The 19573-nt window shown below is 57.3% G+C and carries 15 protein-coding genes; 10 read left to right on the top strand and 5 right to left on the bottom strand.

What is annotated here, in order from left to right; translation table 11 throughout:
* The 9 genes from VGU61_RS17595 to VGU61_RS17555 form a co-directional block, all read left to right on the top strand.
* Positions 1–1085, top strand: a 1085-nt coding sequence (locus VGU61_RS17595) for an ABC transporter substrate-binding protein (RefSeq protein WP_326860511.1), incomplete at its 5' end; no start/stop codon positions are given.
* Positions 1086–1221: 136 nt separating this feature from the next.
* Positions 1222–2373: an NADH:flavin oxidoreductase/NADH oxidase gene (locus VGU61_RS17590; RefSeq protein ID WP_326860510.1), complete on the top strand. Its 1152-nt coding sequence runs from the start codon at positions 1222–1224 to the stop codon at positions 2371–2373.
* 272 nt (positions 2374–2645) lie between these two features.
* Positions 2646–4751, top strand: a complete 2106-nt coding sequence (locus VGU61_RS17585; RefSeq protein ID WP_326860509.1) for an alpha/beta hydrolase domain-containing protein — start codon at positions 2646–2648, stop codon at positions 4749–4751.
* Between the two features lie 448 nt (positions 4752–5199).
* Entirely contained in the window at positions 5200–5964 is a 765-nt protein-coding gene (locus tag VGU61_RS17580) for a DUF3348 domain-containing protein (protein ID WP_326860508.1), read from the top strand.
* A complete protein-coding gene (locus tag VGU61_RS17575) occupies positions 5961–8129 on the top strand; it encodes a DUF802 domain-containing protein (protein WP_326860507.1) in 2169 nt (722 codons plus the stop codon). Before VGU61_RS17580 ends, VGU61_RS17575 begins: the two co-directional genes overlap by 4 nt.
* Positions 8129–8767 carry an OmpA family protein gene (locus tag VGU61_RS17570; protein WP_326860506.1) on the top strand — a complete coding sequence of 213 codons (639 nt, stop codon included), beginning with the start codon at positions 8129–8131 and terminating at the stop codon, positions 8765–8767. Before VGU61_RS17575 ends, VGU61_RS17570 begins: the two co-directional genes overlap by 1 nt.
* Complete coding sequence (locus VGU61_RS17565; protein ID WP_326860505.1) at positions 8760–9494, top strand: DUF2894 domain-containing protein; 735 nt, start codon at positions 8760–8762, stop codon at positions 9492–9494. The genes VGU61_RS17570 and VGU61_RS17565 overlap by 8 nt, the downstream gene beginning before the upstream one ends.
* 324 nt (positions 9495–9818) lie before the next feature.
* The gene (locus tag VGU61_RS17560; RefSeq protein ID WP_326860504.1) at positions 9819–12704 is read left to right on the top strand and encodes a PAS domain S-box protein; all 2886 of its coding nucleotides are present in this window, start codon (positions 9819–9821) and stop codon (positions 12702–12704) included.
* A gap of 171 nt (positions 12705–12875) precedes the next feature.
* Positions 12876–13295 carry an acyl-CoA thioesterase gene (locus VGU61_RS17555; protein WP_326860503.1) on the top strand — a complete coding sequence of 140 codons (420 nt, stop codon included), beginning with the start codon at positions 12876–12878 and terminating at the stop codon, positions 13293–13295.
* A gap of 69 nt (positions 13296–13364) precedes the next feature.
* Here the strand turns inward: VGU61_RS17555 and VGU61_RS17550 are convergent, their stop codons facing one another.
* The 3 genes from VGU61_RS17550 to VGU61_RS17540 form a co-directional block, all read right to left on the bottom strand.
* Complete coding sequence (locus VGU61_RS17550; protein WP_326860501.1) at positions 13365–14006, bottom strand: PEP-CTERM sorting domain-containing protein; 642 nt, start codon at positions 14004–14006, stop codon at positions 13365–13367.
* A gap of 630 nt (positions 14007–14636) precedes the next feature.
* Positions 14637–16235, bottom strand: a complete 1599-nt coding sequence (locus VGU61_RS17545; RefSeq protein WP_326860500.1) for an Ig-like domain-containing protein — start codon at positions 16233–16235, stop codon at positions 14637–14639.
* Between the two features lie 284 nt (positions 16236–16519).
* A complete protein-coding gene (locus tag VGU61_RS17540) occupies positions 16520–16768 on the bottom strand; it encodes a hypothetical protein (RefSeq protein ID WP_326860499.1) in 249 nt (82 codons plus the stop codon).
* Between the two features lie 202 nt (positions 16769–16970).
* Here VGU61_RS17540 and VGU61_RS17535 point away from each other — a divergent pair, with 202 nt between their 5' ends.
* Positions 16971–17285 (top strand): EAL domain-containing protein, encoded by a 315-nt coding sequence (locus VGU61_RS17535; protein WP_326860497.1) that lies wholly within the window; start codon positions 16971–16973, stop codon positions 17283–17285.
* A gap of 178 nt (positions 17286–17463) precedes the next feature.
* Here the strand turns inward: VGU61_RS17535 and VGU61_RS17530 are convergent, their stop codons facing one another.
* Positions 17464–18129, bottom strand: coding sequence for a DUF1028 domain-containing protein (locus VGU61_RS17530; protein WP_326860495.1), 666 nt, complete (start codon positions 18127–18129; stop codon positions 17464–17466).
* 151 nt (positions 18130–18280) lie between these two features.
* Positions 18281–19384, bottom strand: a complete 1104-nt coding sequence (locus VGU61_RS17525) for an AI-2E family transporter (protein WP_326860494.1) — start codon at positions 19382–19384, stop codon at positions 18281–18283.
* Positions 19385–19573: the final 189 nt, after the last annotated feature.

Genomic DNA, 19573 nt, shown 5'->3' with positions numbered 1-19573 from the left:
ATATCACCGGCACAGGCAGCGTGACGGCCGCACAGATGGCCATCAGCGATTTCGGCGGCAAGGTGCTCGGAAAGCCGATCGAGCTGGTCTTCGCCGACCATCAGAACAAGGCCGACATTGCCGCCAACAAGGCGCGCGAATGGTTTGACCGCGATAAGGTCGATGCCATTCTCGATGTGGCCGCCTCCGGCCCGGCGCTGGCCGTCGCGCCGATCGCAAAGGAAAAAAACAGGATCACCGTCTTCAGCGGTCCGGGCTCCGTCAGGCTGACCAACGACGCCTGTACGCCAGTGACGGTGCACTACACCTACGATACCTATGCGCTGGCGAACTCCACCGCCCGCGCCATCGTCGCCAATGGCGGCGACAGCTGGTTTTTCCTGACCGCCGATTACACCTTCGGCTCGACCCTGGAAAAAGACGCGACCGACGTCGTCACTGCGAACGGCGGCAAGGTGCTGGGTTCGGTGCGCCATCCGCTCAACGCGTCCGACTTCTCGTCCTTCCTGCTGCGCGCGCAGTCTTCCGGAGCGAAGGTCGTGGGCCTCGCCAATGCCGGCGGAGACACCATCAATGCCGTCAAGGGCGCGCATGAGTTCCAGCTCACCGCCGGCGGCAAGCAGAAGCTCGCCGGGTTGCTGGTGTATATCAACGACGTGCACACCCTGGGCCTGAACACCGCGCAGGGCATGCTGCTCACCACGGGCTTCTACTGGGATCGCAACGAGGAAACCCGCAAATGGGCACGCCGGTTCTTCGAGAAGCAGAAGAAAATGCCGAACATGAGCCAGGCAGGTCTGTATTCCTCGGTGATGCATTACCTGAAGGCAGTGCAGGCCGCCGGTACCGACGAGACAGCGGCGGTGATGGCGAAAATGAAGCAGACCCCGGTCAACGACTTCTTTGCCACCAACGGCCGCATTCGCGAAGACGGCCGCATGGTGCATGACATGTACCTGATGGAAGTGAAGAAGCAATCGGAGTCGAAGTATCCGTGGGACTACTACAAGGAAGTGTCGGTCATCCCTGCCGAGCGCGCATTCCAGCCGCTGTCGGCTTCCGCCTGTCCGCTGGTGAAGAAGTAATTCGCGCCGGCGACATCCATCAATGACGAGGGAGAGCGGGGCGGCAGAATTGTCCCGTTCCATCCGGCCAGTCAACGTCCTGGAAGTAGAACGGTGACTGGCCGCGATCTCCATTCTCTACCCACATACTGTGACCATGACTTCAAAGCTCTTTACGCCGATTTCGCTGCGCGGCCTTACGTTTCCCAATCGTGTCGTCATCGCGCCGATGTGCATGTACTCCGCAAGGGACGGCATGACCAATGATTTCCACTTTGTGCATTACGGCCGCCTCGCGCTGGGCGGCGCCGGTGCGGTGATCGTCGAAGCAACCGCGGTGCAGCCGCGGGGGCGGATCACGCATGGGGATCTGGGCCTGTGGTCGGATGAACACGTGCCGGGCCTGGCCCGCATCGCGTCATTCCTGAAAGCGCACGGCGCGGTCGCCGGAATCCAGCTCGCCCATGCCGGGCGCAAGGCGAGCATGCAACGCCCCTGGCATGGCAACGGGCCGCTCAATCAGGAAGATTTCGATCGCAAGGAAGTTCCCTGGGAGGTGTTCGCATCCAGTCCCGATCCGGTGTCCGACGGGTGGCTCGTTCCGAAAGAAATGACGCTCGGCGATATCGCGGCATTGAAGGAGGATTTCCGGTCGGCCGCCGCACGGGCGCTTCATGCCGGCTTCGATTTTCTCGAACTGCACTGCGCCCATGGTTATCTGATGCACTCGTTCCTGTCTCCGCTGATCAATCGCCGGACCGATGCTTATGGAGGCGACCGCAAAGGCCGCATGAAGTTGCCGCTGGAGATCGCCGCGATATTGCGCGATGCGTGGCCGGCGGATCGGCCGGTGTTTCTTCGCGTGTCGGCGGTGGATAACGTTGAAGGCGGCTGGGGCATCGATGACACGGTTGCCTTTGCGCAAGCGCTCAAGGAAATCGGCATCGATGTCATCGATTGCTCATCGGGCGGCGTCGCGTCCGGGGCCATATCATCGATCGGGCCGCGCGAATATGGATATCAGGTCGGCTACGCGCAGGCGGTTCGCAGCCGCGCCGGTCTCCCTTCCATGGCGGTCGGCCTGATTCTCGATCCGGAGCATGCCGAGGAAATCGTTGCAGAAGGGCAGGCCGACCTGGTTGCCATCGGGCGGGAGGCCTTGAATAACCCGAACTGGCCGACGCATGCCAGGGCACACCTGGAGGAACAGGGCCGCCGCAGCTTCGACGCCTGGCTCCCGCAGTTCGGATGGTGGCTCCAGCGGCGGGCGGGAACACTGGAAAAGATCAAGCCCTGGCGAAAGGGGTGAGCCACCCTGCCATACGACATCGCTAATCAAGACATCTTGTCGAAGCGGTGAATACAGCCGCCTTTCGGGCCGCTCTCGGGTTCTTCCCTTCCCATGATCGCTTTGTAGAACGAATGGAGAATTATTGAAAGACCTCATTCGTGTGCATTCGACAAAATGGTATCCGTGTGCATGACGTCACGGCAGCAGGAAACAGTCCGCACCACAGACCGTTTCCTGCAAAGCCGGCGTCTTTGCCATTCTTTCCATAACTAAAATTTTCGGAGACAAACATGCAAAGTTCCTTTGTGACGATCCGTCATTGGATCGTCACTTTCTCGACTGCCGCGCTGCTCGGTTGCAGCGGCGGCGATGGCGGCAGCAATGCCAGCGGCGACAGCAATAGCGTCGGCAACAACACAATCAAGCCCGGCATCACCCGGATAGAAATCACCTCCGTGGAGTCGCCTACCTTCCAGGGCAGAACATTCGGCGATGTCGGCGCGTATGAAAAACTGCGCGGCAAAGCCTATGGCGAACTGGACCCGAAGGATCCACGTAATACGGTCATCACCGATTTGCAGTTTGCACCACGCAATGCGCGGGGCAACGTCGAATATTCGATGGACATCTACATCCTCAAGCCGATCGACCTGGCAAAGGGAAATCACAAGCTGTTCATGGAGGTCAACAATCGCGGCGCCAAGCTGTTCGGCGCGCTCAATCAATCCACCGGCGGCAATAATCCGACGACCAGCGCGGATGCCGGACAGGCATTTCTGATGAACCAGGGGTACACGCTTGCATGGAACGGATGGGACCCGTCCGCGCCGGCCGGAGGCGACAGCCTGACGATCAGCCTGCCCGTGGCGAGGAATCCCGACGGTTCATCGATCACCGGTCCGTCCTACGAGTACCTTGTCTTCGATAACACAACGACGCAAAGCGCACCGCTGAGCTACGATGCCGCCACCCGCGACAAGGCGAGGGCGAAGCTGACCGTGCGTGATCGCCTGAACGACGTTGCTGTCACCGTGCCCGACACGGGATGGGAATACGCCAGCGATCGTTCGATCCGCCTGCTGCCTGCAGGCACGGCGTTCAAGCAATCCGCCATTTATGAATTCACGTATACGGCGAAAGACCCCGTCGTGGCCGGCATCGGCTTCGCCGCAACGCGTGATTTCGTATCGTTTCTGCGGAACGCAAAGACCGACAGCACCAACAAGGCAAACCCGCTCGCCGGCGACATCCGGCGCGTGCATGCTTTCACGATCTCTCAGCCTGGCCGCTACATGAATGATTTCATCTGGCTGGGCTTCAACCAGGATGAGCGCGGCGGACGGGTGTTCGACGGCGTCGAGAACTGGATCGCGGCCGGCACCGGCGTGGCGCTCAACTATCGTTTCGCGCAGTCGCCGCGCACCGAGCGCAACCGCCAGAATCACCTGTATCCGGAAGCACCGTTCCCGTTCGCCTTCAATACCTTGACCGATACCCTCACCGGCAGGACCGATGGCCGCAATGCGCGCTGCACCCAGACCGACACCTGCCCGAAAATCATGAACGTGAATTCGGCCAATGAGTACTGGGTCAAGGCCGGTTCGCTCCTGCATACGGATACGCAAGGCAATGACCTGGCCGATCCGGCAAACGTACGTTCCTACCTGATATCGGGCACCGAACATACCGGCACCGGTTCGCCGGCCAATTCGCCAGGCATGTGCGCACAGCCTCGCAATACGACCGACCCCAGCCCTGCGTTGCGCGCACTGTTCGTTGCACTCGACCGGTGGGTGGACGGCGTTGCGCCGCCGCCGAGCGCAGTCCCGCGAAGGTCCGACGGCAGCGCCGCCATGATTCGCGCAACGGCCGAGTCGGTCAATGGCGTGGGCGAGGTTCCGCAAAGCGAGCTGGGTTGGCCGTCGATCCCCGGCGTTACCTATACCGGTCTTGCGACCATACGCAATCTGCTGGATTTCGGCCCCCGTTTCAACCAGGGCATCATCGACAATTATCCGCCGCTCGTCACCGGCAGGACCTACCCGGCATTCGTGTCGAAAGTCGACCCCGACGGCAACGAAGTGGCCGGCATCCGTCTGCCGCCGGTGGCAGCGCCGGTTGCAACCACCACCGGATGGGCGCTGCGTGCAACCGCATTCGGCGGACCGGACGGCTGCGAACAGTTCGGTCAGATCATTCCCTTCCGCACGACGCAGGCCGAGCGCGTGGCGGCAGGCGATCCGCGGCTTTCGCTGGAGGAGCGTTACCGCGACCATGCCGGTTACGTGCAGGCGGTTACACAATCCGTCAATCGGCTGGTCGAGCAAAGGCTGCTGTTGCCTGCCGATGCGCAGCGCTACATCAGCGCCGCGGAGGCAAGTAGTGTACTGAAGTAGATTTTCAATGTACGGCTCCCTCCCCTTTGCGGGGAGGGGCGTTGTGAGGTCGGACCATCAACTGTACTTACACGACCTCACTACACTTTACGGGCAACGTCATCAGATTAAAAAATGTGCACCATACCAAGGCGGAGAGAAGTTATCTCGCTTCTCCTTCCGCACCATTCTTCATCAGGGCAGCAACGATTCCACATTAGTTAGCCAAAGTAGCAAGGCATTCAGTTGGCAACACTTCAAATCATTTGAAAATCAGCACAAATACATCACGCCCACTGAAACTTGTAATTACTAGTAGTTTGAGTTTCCTTTCCCCCTGGCATATAATCGGGACCCCTGTATGCCATGGATGGCTCGGAGTTGCTAAAGCGTAGCCAGGACGTCGGCCATGCGGATAGCAGCGCAGACCATCAGTCCCTGCATTGTTCGATTTTGATCATCTCACCCTATGACGCGAGCGGTACCGCGTACAAGCTTCCACAGTTCAGGACTCATTCGTCGGCTCGCTGACCTGGGCATGGTGGATGTCGTCGAGCCGGGAAACGCTTTTGCGGAAAAGCTGGGGGAATGGATACACTTCGCCGATGCGATTACCCTGTCAGCGGTGCACGGCGGTGGCAAGGCAGGCACGCAATCGATGCAGCCGGAAGCGCGTTGCGCTGCTGCCGCCGAAATCGGGAATGAGTTCGAGCGCATACGTACTTTCCTGATAACGTCGATCACCAGGAGCTTCGCTCCCAATTCGGGCCGGACACATATTCAGTTGCCTTCACTGCAACCCGAATTGCCGATGAACTTCACGACGGCCTACGCACCATATCGACGCTTCTACGAAGCGCATCAACGCGACATGGAATTAAGTATCCGGCCGTTGCGCACGAACACACGGGAAGCAGTCGGAAGAGCATCTCCATCACTCAGGAAGTTGGCTGAATTAGACGCAGCGCTTGAGACGATATTGCGTGACCGCGAAAGCAAATTGCTCCTGAGGGTGCCGGCGCTCCTTCGGCGACGCTTCGAGGAATTATTTAAAGAACATCAGCAACAGCTGACCGATAAACAGACATCGGAAGATCCGGCGGGCTGGATGCAGAAGGGCGGTTGGATGGCGCGTTTTTGCAACGAAATGCAAATGTTGCTGCTGGCTGAAGTAGAGTTCCGTTTGCAGCCGACGATGGGGCTCATCGAAGCATTCAGACAAGATACGCAATGAATAGACATTTATTTACGATCGCTTTTCTCCTCGGCGCACTTGGTGTGATCTGGATAGGCGCCGGATTCGCCAACTCGAGCATCCTGGCACTCCTGATGACGGCGGTCATCGGCGCGGTTTATGTGTTCGGCGCCTTCGAGCTGCGGCAATTCCGCCGGGCGACATCCACTCTGAACACGGCGCTTGCCGCAATCCCCGACAACCTGCCGGATCTCGACGACTGGCTGAACAGCGTGCATCCCACGCTGAGAAACCCGGTGCGGCTGCGCATCGAAGGCGAACGCGTCGGCTTGCCCGGACCCGCGCTCACACCGTATCTGGTCGGACTGCTGGTGATGCTCGGCATGCTCGGGACGTTCCTGGGGATGGTGGTCACTCTCAAGGGCGCTGTTTTTGCACTGGAAAAAACGACCGATCTCCAAGCGATGCGCTCCGCACTGGCCATGCCTATTTCGGGACTGGGCCTGGCCTTCGGCACCTCGGTTGCAGGGGTCGCCGCATCCGCGATGCTTGGCTTGATGGCGGCTCTCAGCCGCCGTGACCGAACCCAGGCGGCGCAGCTGCTGGACACCAGGATCGCCACGGTATTGCGGTCGTTCTCACTCAGCCATCAGCGCCAGGAAGCCTTCAAGGCGCTGCAACTCCAATCCCAATCCTTGCCTATGGTCGTCGACAGATTGCAGGCGATGATGACGCAGATGGAGCGCATGAGCCAGCAATTGAACCAGCGCTTGCTGAGCAATCAGGAAAGCTTTCACGACAACGTCAAAACCGTCTATACCGATCTGGCGTCGGCGGTCGACAACTCCCTACGCGAGAGTTTAAGCCGAAGCGCACAGGCCGCCGGCGAAAGCATCAAGCCGGTAGTCGAATCCGCGATGAGCGGGATCGCGCGCGAAGCGAAGCTGATGCAGGAGCGCATGGCCGAGACCGTGCAGGCACAGCTCCATGGACTTTCCGAAAGCTTCAGCGATAGCGCCGCCGACGTGGCAAAAACCTGGGCGGCGGCACTGAACAGCCATGAACAGGCCAGCGCCGGCATGGCCGCACAACTGGAACGCTCTCTGACTGCCTTCAACGAGACATTTGCGCAACGTGCAAACGCCCTCGTTGCGACAGTCGGCGAGACGTATTCCAGTCTTCAGACCGGTCAGGCGGAACGTGATGAACGGCAGCAGCATGCCTGGGTTGAATCGATGCAGGCCATGTCGGCTTCGCTCGCCGGCGAGTTGAAACAGTTGGGCGATCAGACGCTTTCTCAGCAGCAGAAGATTTGCGATACCTTGACGCGCAGCATGCAGGACAGCAGCGCACAGGCGCAGGCCGGCGCTCGCGAAACACTGACCGAAACAACGCGTTTGATCGCCTCCGCCGAAGACCTGATGCGTTCCCGCATCGCCGCCGAAGCGCAATGGCTGGAACAGCACCGCGAACGCATGGATCGACTGGCTGCCATGCTGCATACCGAGCTCGCTGCGCTCAGGAACGAGGAAGCCGCGCGCGGCGATGCCGCCGTTGAAAGCCTGGGGCAGTTGCAAACCGCACTCACGAGTCATCTGACGACGCTGGGTACTGCACTGGAGGAGCCGATAACCCGCCTCATCCATACCGCCTCGGAAGCGCCGCGCGCGGCGGCGGAAGTGATCGGTCAGCTGCGCCAGCAGGTGTCCAGCAGCGTTGCACGCGACAACGAGTTGCTTGAGGAACGCAGCCGCATCATGGAAACCTTGAACGGACTGCTGGATGCAATCAATCATGCATCGCTTGAGCAGCGCTCCGTCATCGACTCCCTGGTGGCGTCGTCGGCCGCGGTGCTGGATGCCGCCGGCACGGCGTTCTCCGAAAACGTCACCACGGAAGCGGCAAAGCTCGCCGACATCACCGCACACGTGACCAGCAGCGCCGTCGATGTCGCCAGCCTGAGTGAGGCTTTCGGTTTCGCCGTGCAATCCTTCAATGATGCCAATGAAAAGCTGATTGCCAACCTTCAGCGCATCGAAAGCGCCATGGACAAATCCATGTCGAGAAGCGATGAGCAGCTCGCCTATTACGTGGCGCAGGCGCGCGAAATCATCGATCTGAGCATGACATCGCAGAAGGAAGTGCTGGAAGCGCTGCGCCGGCTGCCTGCAAAGCAAGCGGCGTTCGCCGACGAGGATAGGTAATGGACGACAGCGATGCAGGTGTGGAACACACCGCACCGGTCTGGGCTGCCTTCGGCGACCTGATGTCGAGTCTTCTGGGCGCGTTCGTGCTGGTGCTGGTCGGTGTGGTGGGCGTCCAGATGGAACTGACATCGCATCTGGAAGACGAGGTGAAGAAACGCCAGATCGAGGAGCAGCGCCGCATGAGCCTTGAAAAAGCGCTCGCGGTTCCGCTGGCATCCGGGCGCATCACCTTGAACAACGGGCGAATCGGAATCAGTGGTCAGGTGTTGTTCGCGCTCAACTCGGATCAGCTGCAACCGGAGGGCCGTCAGCTATTGCATAGCCTGGTCACGCCGCTGCAGGCCTATCTGACGGCACGCGGCGAATTGCTCATGGTGAGCGGTTTCACTGACGACAAACCCATCCGGGGCGGCCCGTTTGCCGACAATTGGGAATTATCCGCCCAGCGCGCATTGACAGTCACCCGCACCCTGATCGAGGAAGGGATGCCTTCTTCCATGGTGTTCGCGGCCGCCTTCGGTTCCGAACAGCCGGTGATACCGAATGATGACGACGCCGCTCGGGCGCAAAACCGGCGGGTGGAAATGGCGCCCGTGCCCAGAACCGCCAACGCCAACAAGCCGCCTCATGAGTGAGCCGGATAAGAACGGCATTGCGGATGTGCCGGCATCGCCGGATGTCGACGCGCTGATCGATATGCTGCACGGTTTGGGCGCCGATCGTTTCGATCCGGTACGCCTGCGTTATGTCGAAGCGCTGGCCAGGCGCGCCAAGGAACATGGCGGAACGGTCGGGAACGTGTTGCAAGCCAAGCTTGTGCATGAACTGACAGCAATGACGAAACGCATTGATCAAGCAAAACGCGAGGCTACGAAAATCCTCGATCGGAGCCTGCAACAATATCCGCTCGCGGCCGGCGAACTTCAGCAAGCCTATGACGCCGGGGATTTCAAGGGATTGCAACGAATCATCGTCACGCTCACGAGCAATCAACAATGCGGGGCGCTGGCCGAGCTGGTGCGCGAGCTTGAACAGCAGTCCCCGGGACCTGTGGATATTCGTCCGGAAGAGAATGCCGGTTCGGCCCCCGAGCTTATGACCATACGCAATTTTCGCAATACCTGGTCGAAATTGAGTGTCGATAAGCAGGTGGCGCAGGCGCTCGAGCAAGGCCCAAGGAATGCCGGCCCCATCAATTCCCACATGCTGGTTCTTCGTTCCCTGGCGTTGATGCGCGAGATTTCACCCGACTATCTCAACAGGTTCATGTCCTACACCGATACCTTGTTATGCCTTGATCTGATCGAGAAAGAAAAGCCGGCCAACACAAAGAAGCCGCCGACGAAGGCGGCGAGGAAATAGTTCGGCATCCCGTAGGCGCTGCATGTTGTGGTGTATTTTTTGAGCAGCGGAAAAGCAAGCAGTATTCGTTCTAAAAAACAGACTAATCCCACGGGTAACATCGTCGCTTTACCCAATCTTCCGCATTTCTCCCAGCGGCCGGCAACCGGCCTTTTCTATTGGCATCAGGAAAACTAGCTGATGTTTGCAATGCGCTCCCGACCTCAAATCGATCATATGCTGCATGCGAGGAAGTTTTTGGTTAAGTCCGAGCATTCGATTTGACAAAATAGCTGCTGCCGCACATTTTTTGTCTGCTTTAATACATAAGCAGGGAATGGAAGTATGTGTAGTCGACTCCAAATCGGATTACAACTTTCGCTTCAGCTTGTGCGCCATCTCACTCCTCCCATTCGTTCAGCCGATAACTCTTCGGCTGCAACCAGCTTGTTGAATGCCCTGGACGGCACGCCGCTGCTTCCCAACTGCTATCCACCGGATCTGTCCGAGAGACACGAATTGCCGGGCGAAAATTCATATGCACAAAAAATGAAATCCCTACAGTTCGATTCAGTCCTGTTTGAAAGTAGCCCGGATTGCGTAAAACTTCTCGATCTGGGCGGGCACATTCTGGCCATGAACAGAAACGGCCGATGTGTCATGCAAATTGATGATTTCTGTCTTGTATCCAATCTGCACTGGGCCGCCTTGTGGCCCGAACAAAGCCATGCCGCGATACATGCGGCGCTGGATGCGGCACGCAACGGCGAACAGGGCCACTTCAATGCCTTTTGTCCGACGGCAAAAGGTACGCCCAAATGGTGGAACGTCATCGTAACGCCGGTTCGTGCCGCCAACGGAGAGATACAAAGGTTCCTCGCGGTGTCGCGCGACGTCACCACGGAACACCTCGCAAGGGAAGAGTTGAGGGAAAGCCGGGAACGGTTTGCGCTGTTGCTTGAATCGTCGGTCGAAGGCATTTACGGGATGGCGCAGGACAAGACCTGCACATTCATGAACAGGGCCGGTGCTGCCATTCTCGGCTATGCACCCGAGGAATTGATCGGCAAGCCGCTTCATCATCTGATTCATCATCATCATTCCGATGGCTCATACTATCCCGAGGAAGAATGCCGGCTTGCAAAAGCCGTTGCCGAGGGTGTTCCCGTTCGTATCGAAGATGAGGTTTTCTGGCGCAAGGATGGATCGCCGGTGGATGTTTCCTATTCCGTGGCGCCGATCATTCAGGAGGGCGCGCGCGCCGGTGCCGTTGTTACGTTTACCGATGTTACGCAGCGCAGGCGAACCGAGAAGGCCCTGCAGGCCAGCGAGGAACGGCTTCGCCTTGCAACCGGCGCCGCCAAGGTGGGCATCTGGGTATGGGATGTCAAGGAAGACCGGATGACGTGGGAAAGTGAGCTTCTGTACGATATCTTCGGGGTGCCGAAATCAGAGAAAGCGATCAATGTCGCACGGTTTCTCAGCGACATGCTCCACCCGGAGGATGTCGAACCGTACAGCCGGGCACTCAGGCAAACCGCCGAATGTGGAGCGCGATTGCACTACGAGGGGCGGTTTCATCGCCTGACGACTCGGGAACTGCGCTGGGTTGAATTCACCGGCTTGCCTTACCGGGTTGTCGATGGCAGGCCCGTGTCCATCATCGGGACGGCGGCCGATATTACCGATCGCAAGCTGGCGGAAGTCGCGTTGCACGAAAGCACGGAGCGTCTCGAAAAAATCCTCAGCCAAGCCGTCACCGGAGTCGTCCAGGTGGATGCCGCCGGTCGCGTTACGCTGGTGAATAAGCGGTACTGCGACATGCTGGGCTGCACGGAGGCCGAGCTGATCGGTGTTTCCGTCGAAGACGTTACGGCTCCGGATTCCATCAAGGAGACACGCGACGCCATCGAACGGCTGGCTGCCGGCGGTCCAGGCTTCGTCATCGATAAGCAGTACCGTCGCAAGGATGGGTCCTACCTGTGGGCGACGAGCAGTGTAAATGCACTTCGCAGTGAAGATGGCCAATATCAGGGTTTTGTCGCCATCGTGGTCGATATCACGGAACGCAAGCTCGCGGAGGCGAAGCTGAGGGATGCTGACCGCCGCAAGGATGAGTTTCTTGCGATGCTTGCGCATGAACTGAGGAACCCGCTTGCGCCGATCAGCGCCGCAGCCCAATTGCTGCAAATGGCAAGAATGAATGAGACGCGGGTGCTGCAAACCAGTGAGATCATCGCCCGCCAGGTTGAGCACATGACCAGCCTGGTGGACGACCTGCTGGACGTGTCCCGGGTCACGCGCGGCCTGGTGGAACTGGATAACGCGCCGTTGGAAATACGGCAGGTGATCGCCGATGCGGTGGAGCAGGTGACGCCCGTCATCCAGGCGCGCAGGCATCATCTCATGCTGCATCTGGCGCCGGAAACGACGATCGTCATGGGCGACCAGAAAAGGCTAGTGCAGGTTATTGCGAATCTCGTCAACAACTCCGCCAAATATACCCATGAAGGCGGCAACATCCTGGTAAAGACCGAGGTGCGCGAAGCGCATGTGCTGCTGGAAGTGACCGATGATGGCATCGGCATGGAGCCGGGCTTGGTCGCACGGGTGTTCGACCTGTTTGCACAGGCCGAGGTCACTTCCGACCGTTCTTCCGGCGGGCTGGGACTTGGACTTGCTCTGGTCAGAAGCCTTGTCGAGCTTCATGGAGGAACGGTAAAGTGCGAAAGCGCAGGCATAGGCAAGGGAAGTACGTTCACGATCTGCCTGCCGCGTCTGGTCGCATCGCCCAAGCCACACACCACCCGGCGGCCGCGACGATTGATGGATAACGAGACGAACTCATTGCGCGTTCTCGTTGTTGACGACAATGTCGACGCTGCGGTGATGCTGACGATGCTGCTTGAGTCCGCGGGCCATGAAGTGTTTGTCGAACATGGGTCGAAACGTGCTTTGGAGCGCGCCAAAGCCGAATCGCCCGATGTCTGTCTGCTCGATATCGGCTTGCCGGAAATGGATGGGAACGAACTGGCGCAACGGCTTCGCGCTCAACCGGAAACTGCGGATTCCGTTCTCATTGCCGTAACCGGATATGGGCAGGAAAGCGATCGCAAGTACGCGCTGGCTGCCGGCTTTGATCACCACCTGGTCAAGCCGGTCGATACCAATAAACTGGGCGAAATACTTAAGGATGTCAGCACGTCCAGGCGGACGCTCCATGCAAGCTGACCGTTGATTAATATGGAGTTGGTACAGGTTCGAACCGTACCGGGGCGCATATTTCCGTTCATCCTCGCACGTGAATGGTTGTTGGCTTGGTGAAGCCCCGCCTGAGTGCAAGTAAGTTCAGGAATGAAATGGCCGAGGCATCGAACTGATTTTGCTTGCAAGGAGGCGAAGTTGAAACGCATATCGGTGTATCAGGTCAGTGTCGAGTTCGGCGATTGCGACCCGGCCCAAATCGCGTACTTTCCGAATTTCTTCCGGTGGTATGACGCCTCGTCACGGAAGTTTTTCATCGACTGCGGAGTCGCCCCGTGGCGGGAATTGGAAAAGACAACCGGTATCATCGGCACCCCGGTTGTTGAAGCAAGTTCACGCTTCATACTGCCGACCAGCTATGGAGATACGCTGCACGTTCATACGAGCATTGACGAGTGGCGCGAGAAGAGCTTCGTCATGACCCATGCGCTTAGGCGTGAAGGAGAACTCGTAGCCGAAGGCCGTGATGTTCGCATCTTCGCCATCCGACATCCCGAGGACAGCGCTCGGATAAAGGCAGTGCCTGTACCGGAGCATATACGCAGGCTTTGCAGTTAGAAGAAGAAAGTAGCGCTTGAAAGAAAAAGCCCGCTTGAGAAGCGGGCTTCAAAATATGCGGCGACGATTTTAGTGCTTGGAAATTTTACGTTTGCGGGATACAGCAAAACCAAGTAATCCCAGACCAAAAAGGGTGATAGTCGCAGGCTCAGGAACCTTGGTCGAAACTTCATTTGCGACAAAAAATACTTTCTCAAAGTTTGTGCTGCCATTCAAACCGATAAAGTCGCCGATACGGTACCCGCCTGCGCCGTTTACGGTGTGCAGACACATTCTATTGGCGTTGTCACTACGTGTATCGCATTGGTTCAGTGCTACTCCGGCACCGGCGTTCGTGAAACCCCAGGACCAGTTCGGCGCAAAGTACCAATCGGTACCATTTGAATTATGCGTATTCTGTGTTCCAGTTCCGGTATTGAATGTCGCGTCATCAAAAGTGGTTTGGGCTAGCAATAATAGGGTATCTGAACCAGTCATGCGTCCGGCCATCATCAAGTAATCACCAGAACATTTCGAAAGTACATTTTCAGCAGAAGAGCCAATGAAAACATTCATCGTGGCTGAATAACATTGTGTCCATCCGCCGCCAAGGACAGTGGAAACAGAAACGCTCTGCTGGGGTCCGAAAGGATTGTAAACAGGGGCTGCGATTGCATTTGTGGCAAAGGCGAGCAAAAGCAGGGCTAACGGACGAATGACTTTCTTGAACATGGCGATCCTTCTCCAACGCATTAAAACTCTGTAAGGATGCACAAAATGTGCCATAAATAAATATTGTTATTAATCAACGTGTTATGTCTGTCGTTCGCCAAACAATCCTTTAACTGTAAAAATCTTCGACACAATCGCTGTTGAAACTTTTCAGCTCTTCAGATTCTGAAAGTTGGACTGAACTTGCTTTTGTCGGGGGGCAGCAGTCGGCGCGACCCATAAATATGGGCGCGACGATGACGTAGGTTTCTGGCCTCGGGTTCGAATCAACAGGAAAAGCGCGAGCACGGGAAGCCTGCCAATAAAACAAAAGGCTTACGCAAATTCCTCGCGTAAGCCCTTTATTTCTGGGTCATCACCCATTGGAGGCTATCTTGGAGTTCTCATACTGGACGGTAGGAATAATCTGCGTACTGGCATGAATTCGCCCTAAGCGCTCGACGGCTAAGTCCAAGATAATGATGAATCATCAGGACGCTATTCATAGGCGGCTTCTGTTCATGCCAATGCACTATGCATGTGCAGGGTAATCGACGCACTCTCCACTAGGAAACCACCTGTCTTCAAACCACAGACCTCCCGAATCGCATGACAATCGATCCGGAACATTCTTACCCGAGACAGCACCGACTAATTACTTTTCACCACTCTAAAGCTGAGGCTGGTTCTGCTTGAATTGTTGGCCGCATCGTAAGCAACTGCGGAGAGCGTATGGCTACCCGCAGGAACCGAATACATGCTCCACCGCCCGCGCAAAGAAGAGCCTAATGCATATCCTATCTGTCTACCGTTCAGTAGCAGCACAATCTTGGTTACCTGCTTGTTATCGCTTGCGGCGACATTCACCGACAGGAAGGTAGTCACGGTCGTGTTATTGGTCGGAGCAACAAATCGCACCGTAGGTGCAGTCACATCTGGCGCAGGTGTTGGCGACGGTGTTGGTGTTGGTGTTGGTGTTGGCGTAGTCCCCGCTTCATACGCACCGATATCGATCTTCCCGTCGTCGACGCGTGCTTCACTTTGCGCCGTGTGCTTGTACTGCCTGAAGGGCGCCAGCGCCACTCCGGATGTGTTTGAGGCGGGCGTCGATCCGGTGTTGATCATCGCCGAGCCGGCCGCCGGACGAAGGTCATAACCTGCGCGATTCACGAAAGCAGGTGTGAGGGAACGATAATTCGTCTTGTCTATCGCATTTGACTGCGTCGTGACAGTCCCGGTCCCCGCGAAAATATTATTCTGTAAAAGAATTGGCGATGTTACGCCACTGCCTACGGACACAAAAGTGCCGCGGGAACTGTCGTCATTCAGGAAGGTGTTGTTGACGACATAGAGCTCCTGCTTGGTATTGGTTGCACCCTCCACGCCGAAGGTCAACATCCCCGGGTTGTTGCTGATGGACGGCTGCTGAATGATATTGCCGATGACATAGGCGACGCCCGCATTCGGAAGATCGATCTCGTAGCTGGGAGCGCCAGGCTCCGTCGATCCCGTTTGCCCCGGTGCCAGGCTGGAGAAGCGGTTGTAGGTAATGGTGTTGGTCTGAGCGCGGGACTTCAGGTTATGTCCCACGTTTGCGTCATGCGAATAGTTTCCGGTGAAGACCAGGCTATTCACTCGGCCGATATAGAGGTTATGAGAGTAGCCGTCGCCGTAACCATTCCGTCCGAATTCACTGTTTTCGATGACGATGTCCGATACGCCGTCGTTATTGGTAAGTATCCCGTTCTCATTGTGATGAAGAAAACTGCGCCGCAGAGTCAGGTGCTTGCCATCAAGGCGAAGGGCCGCGCCATTGCGGTCGGGTACCTTGGCGCCAAACATCTCGACATTTTCAATCACGGTATTGCTGCCCTGGACCACCCAGATGCCTTTTCCCATCGCATTGCGACCGCCTGCGTCGATTTTCGGGCGTCCGTTTACGCCGCGAATGGTGAGGCCGTTACGCGCTATGCCGCAGACGTCGCCGACATAGCTCCCCGCAGCATCAATTTCGATGATGTCGTTGTCCGCAGCCGCCGCAAACGCTCTGCAAGGGGTAGAGAAGGGTTTGCCGGGACCAACCGCGAGTGTCGCTGCAAGCGCGGAAGTCAATGGACTCATGAACAACAAGGTGATCATTAGGGTAGATGGAGTGTGCATTCTTACAGGATGTTTGGCTATTTTCATCGCGGTACATTGAGAAGATTGATGGTAGACAGTGAAGTCCTCTAATGAGAAATATATGTCCATTGTTTCTCCACTAGGGAAAAAATTCTTGTAAGGAATTGTTATAGAGGGCTTGGATTGCCCGGTTATTCCTGCGATCGCTTGGTCAACAACGGTGAACGAGCGAGAGCGAACGGAGGATATGAATAATCATGAAAGGAAATAAAACAACGCTTTTCCGTTTCTCGGATTCAGTCGACAAGATCCGAAAGAGTGGTTGCAATTGATAGTCATGCTATCGACGCTGTGCCGCGCACAGAGCATGGTACTTCCCGGAGCGCAGCAGGGAGGGGCATGTCGACGTCAAATCAATCAGCAAGCAGGTCGGCGACCGTCAGGCGATGTTCAAGGTCGATTGCGACGGCACCTCGCACAAACCAATGGAAAACCGCCGTCACGACAATTGACTGGTGCTGGGCAATGGAAGAAACGGCGCGTGGACACCCAACGATCTTCGCCGTATCGGCGTCACGATGATGCAGGAGCCTGGTGTCGGACATGGCATCATCGATCGCTGCCAGATCCATGTACTGGCCGGCAATAAAGTTCGACGGCATTGCCTGCATCACACCTATGCGCAGGAAAAGCGTGACGCGTGGCGACTGCCAGGGAATCAGCTGACGTTGATTTTGAAACGGGAGAACAACGTAGTTTTATTTCGAATGCAGTAGCGGCTTCCCTCCCGTAACAGGTTTAAGGCGGTGCCACTGTCATGAACGAGCGTTGCAATTACAGCTCTTTAAATTACAGCTTTTTACAATGCATCCATATGGAGCATCGCTGCGCCAGTTGCGCAATTTTCCGATCCACATGCTGAAGATCGACCGGTTCTTCATACGGAAACTTGAATGCAAGGCGGAAGACCAGGCCATCGTCGAAGCCATCGTAGCGATGGGCAAGACACTGCATCTAACCTTCGTCGCCGAAGGCTTGGAAACCACCAGGCAGCAGGAAGTCCAGGGATACGATATCAGCAGGTCGATCTCCGCAGAGACGTTTGCCCTGTTTCTCCAACCAAAATGCAATCCGCCTGACTTGGCGAACGACGCCGGGATCAGCCTTACGGCAGGCTAGGGGCGCTTTTTGTGACGAGGTGCGCCAGCCGTATGGCTTCGTCTGTGTGCACCGGGAAAGCGCACTGCCATGCCAGCCGATTTCTGCATCAAGATAAGCGGCATCATCCACAGCAGAGCTCCGGCGGCATGGACTCCGTGCGCAGGCCCGCTTCCCTCGCACGGAGCCGCATGTGGGATCACATCCCGTCCGGCCTCGGGATTTCCGATCGCTTGGGCAGTGCCAGGACGACCGGCAATATCTCTTCCTCGTAAAGCCGAAATAATCTGCGCAGCTCCTCCATGGGGCTATCGTGGTCATCGATACGGAGATCGCACAGGGGGTATTCCTCTAAGCCGAACACCAGGACATTGGCGGAGCGCTCAGCCTGGCGGTCGCCGCCGGCCTCTGTGCCGGCCTGCAAACCAAGCATGAGCCTCTCGGCCAGGTCTAGGTGTTCCGTCTCTTGCATGGCTTGCATCGTGCGCTCCAGCACTTCCGGTCCGGCCAGGCGGTTGCCCTGTACGCTGATATTCGGTGCATTGAGGTGGCCTGCCCACAAGATGGTTTCCAATCCGGTCCATGCGGCAGTGCCGCCGAAGCGGTCAACGATACCCACCTGCCTGTTTTGCATGGCCGCATCCGTCTGCAGGACGCGTTGCAAGGCATCTTCGGCGGTGGCGCCCCGCTCCAGCAGGCGAAGCCCGTCGTATGCCAGATACGGGTTGGTCATTGCCTGGGACGCTATCGCGCCGACATTCGCAATCGCATGACAGGACAGCTTGCCGACGGATTGCGTGCCGGTGGCGGCCGCCACACCGATTTGTTGGGTGCGCCGGCATCGGGCGACGATTGAAAAGGTCATACATTCCTTTGCTTAACGGTAAATCGACGTGAAATTGCGATCATCATCCTATGAAAAAATTTTGCTGCGATCACAGCGCTTGCCGATGCCATGAGACCGGTTGCGGAACCCATCCGCGGGCCCTCGCTGGAACGAATTCTCCACAGGTTCGCTACCGTTCGCTCGGCATGGTGGTGCTGTCGTTGAGCACGTCCTGGACGTACAGCATCGCGATCAGGACATACACGCATGCCGCCAGCGGCGTTGCCAGTGTTATGCCGAGCAGTCCGAAGAAAATGCCCATGAACACTTGAACCGTAATGGTAAGCGCCGGTGGCAGGTAGACGGTGCGGCGATCGACAAACGGCGTCAATAAATAGCTTTCGGCCAGTTGCAGCACCACGTAGAAAAGCATCGTATACAGAGCCAGCGTCGGACCTTGTGAGAACGCGATCAGGACCATCGGGATGCCGGCGATCAAGGGGCCGAGGTAAGGGATGAAGTTCAGCAGACCCGTTATCAAGCCAAGAGTCACCGCAAGCGGGACTCCCAGCAGGCCTAATGCCAGGCTGGTGGCGGTGCCAACGATGATCATGCCGATCAGTTTGCCGATCAGCCACAGCTTGAGCGTGTCGCCTATTTCATATAGAACCTCCCTTGCGCGATTGCGGCGACGGGGCGGAAAGAGCTTCAAAAAGCCGTTCACATATAGGTGGGGTTGCGCGGCAAGATAGACGCCGACAAACAAGACAATAGTCAGCTTCGCCACAAAGGTGAACATTCCGGAAAAAACGATTCGCGCCTGATTCAAGATCTTGGAGAAGCCGGGGAGCAGCTCCTGAGCGGGCGGCATGCTTTGCGTCAGACCGCGGAACCATTCATATCCCGACAGATATGCGATAAGCCTTTCGACCGAATTCGGCAGCGTGGTCATCAGCTCCGCGCCCTGCGCCGATATGCGCGGGATCAGGAAATAGCCGCCCAATCCGGCTGCGATGCCGATCAGAAGGAGCACGGTAGGCAGAGACAGCTTGGGCGGCAGCTTGAATCGTTGGACCAGGAGATTGCTGGTGCCGCTCAAAAAGACGGCGACCAGGATGCTGGCGAATACCAGAAGCAGGATGTCGGAAGCCAGCCATAGCGTGACGATTGCCAGAAGGAAGAGCGCGCCGAAGGCGTAGAAGAGGGTGATGGCGAGCAGCAGAGACCGGTTTACCCCTCCGGATTCCTCCACATTTACCTGCCTGATCTGCTGGGTTTCATCGTTCTCTGCCATGAGTCATGTCATCCCATATTGTTTCTTGTTCTGCACAGCATTGCCTATGCAAACCGGTCGGATAGTGCGATGCCGGCCAAACAGGATGATGAAGAGGCGGAAAGAGTGATCCTCCGTTCGGCGACATATCATGCGGCCGAGAGCGCGAGCCAGGCAATGATTTGCGATACATGCGTAAGACCCTGCGGG

The sequence above is a fragment of the Noviherbaspirillum sp. genome, from assembly GCF_035944575.1.
Taxonomy (GTDB): domain Bacteria; phylum Pseudomonadota; class Gammaproteobacteria; order Burkholderiales; family Burkholderiaceae_D; genus Noviherbaspirillum.
Note: the sequence above shows the minus strand (reverse complement) of the source record. Positions and strands in the feature narration are given on the sequence as shown.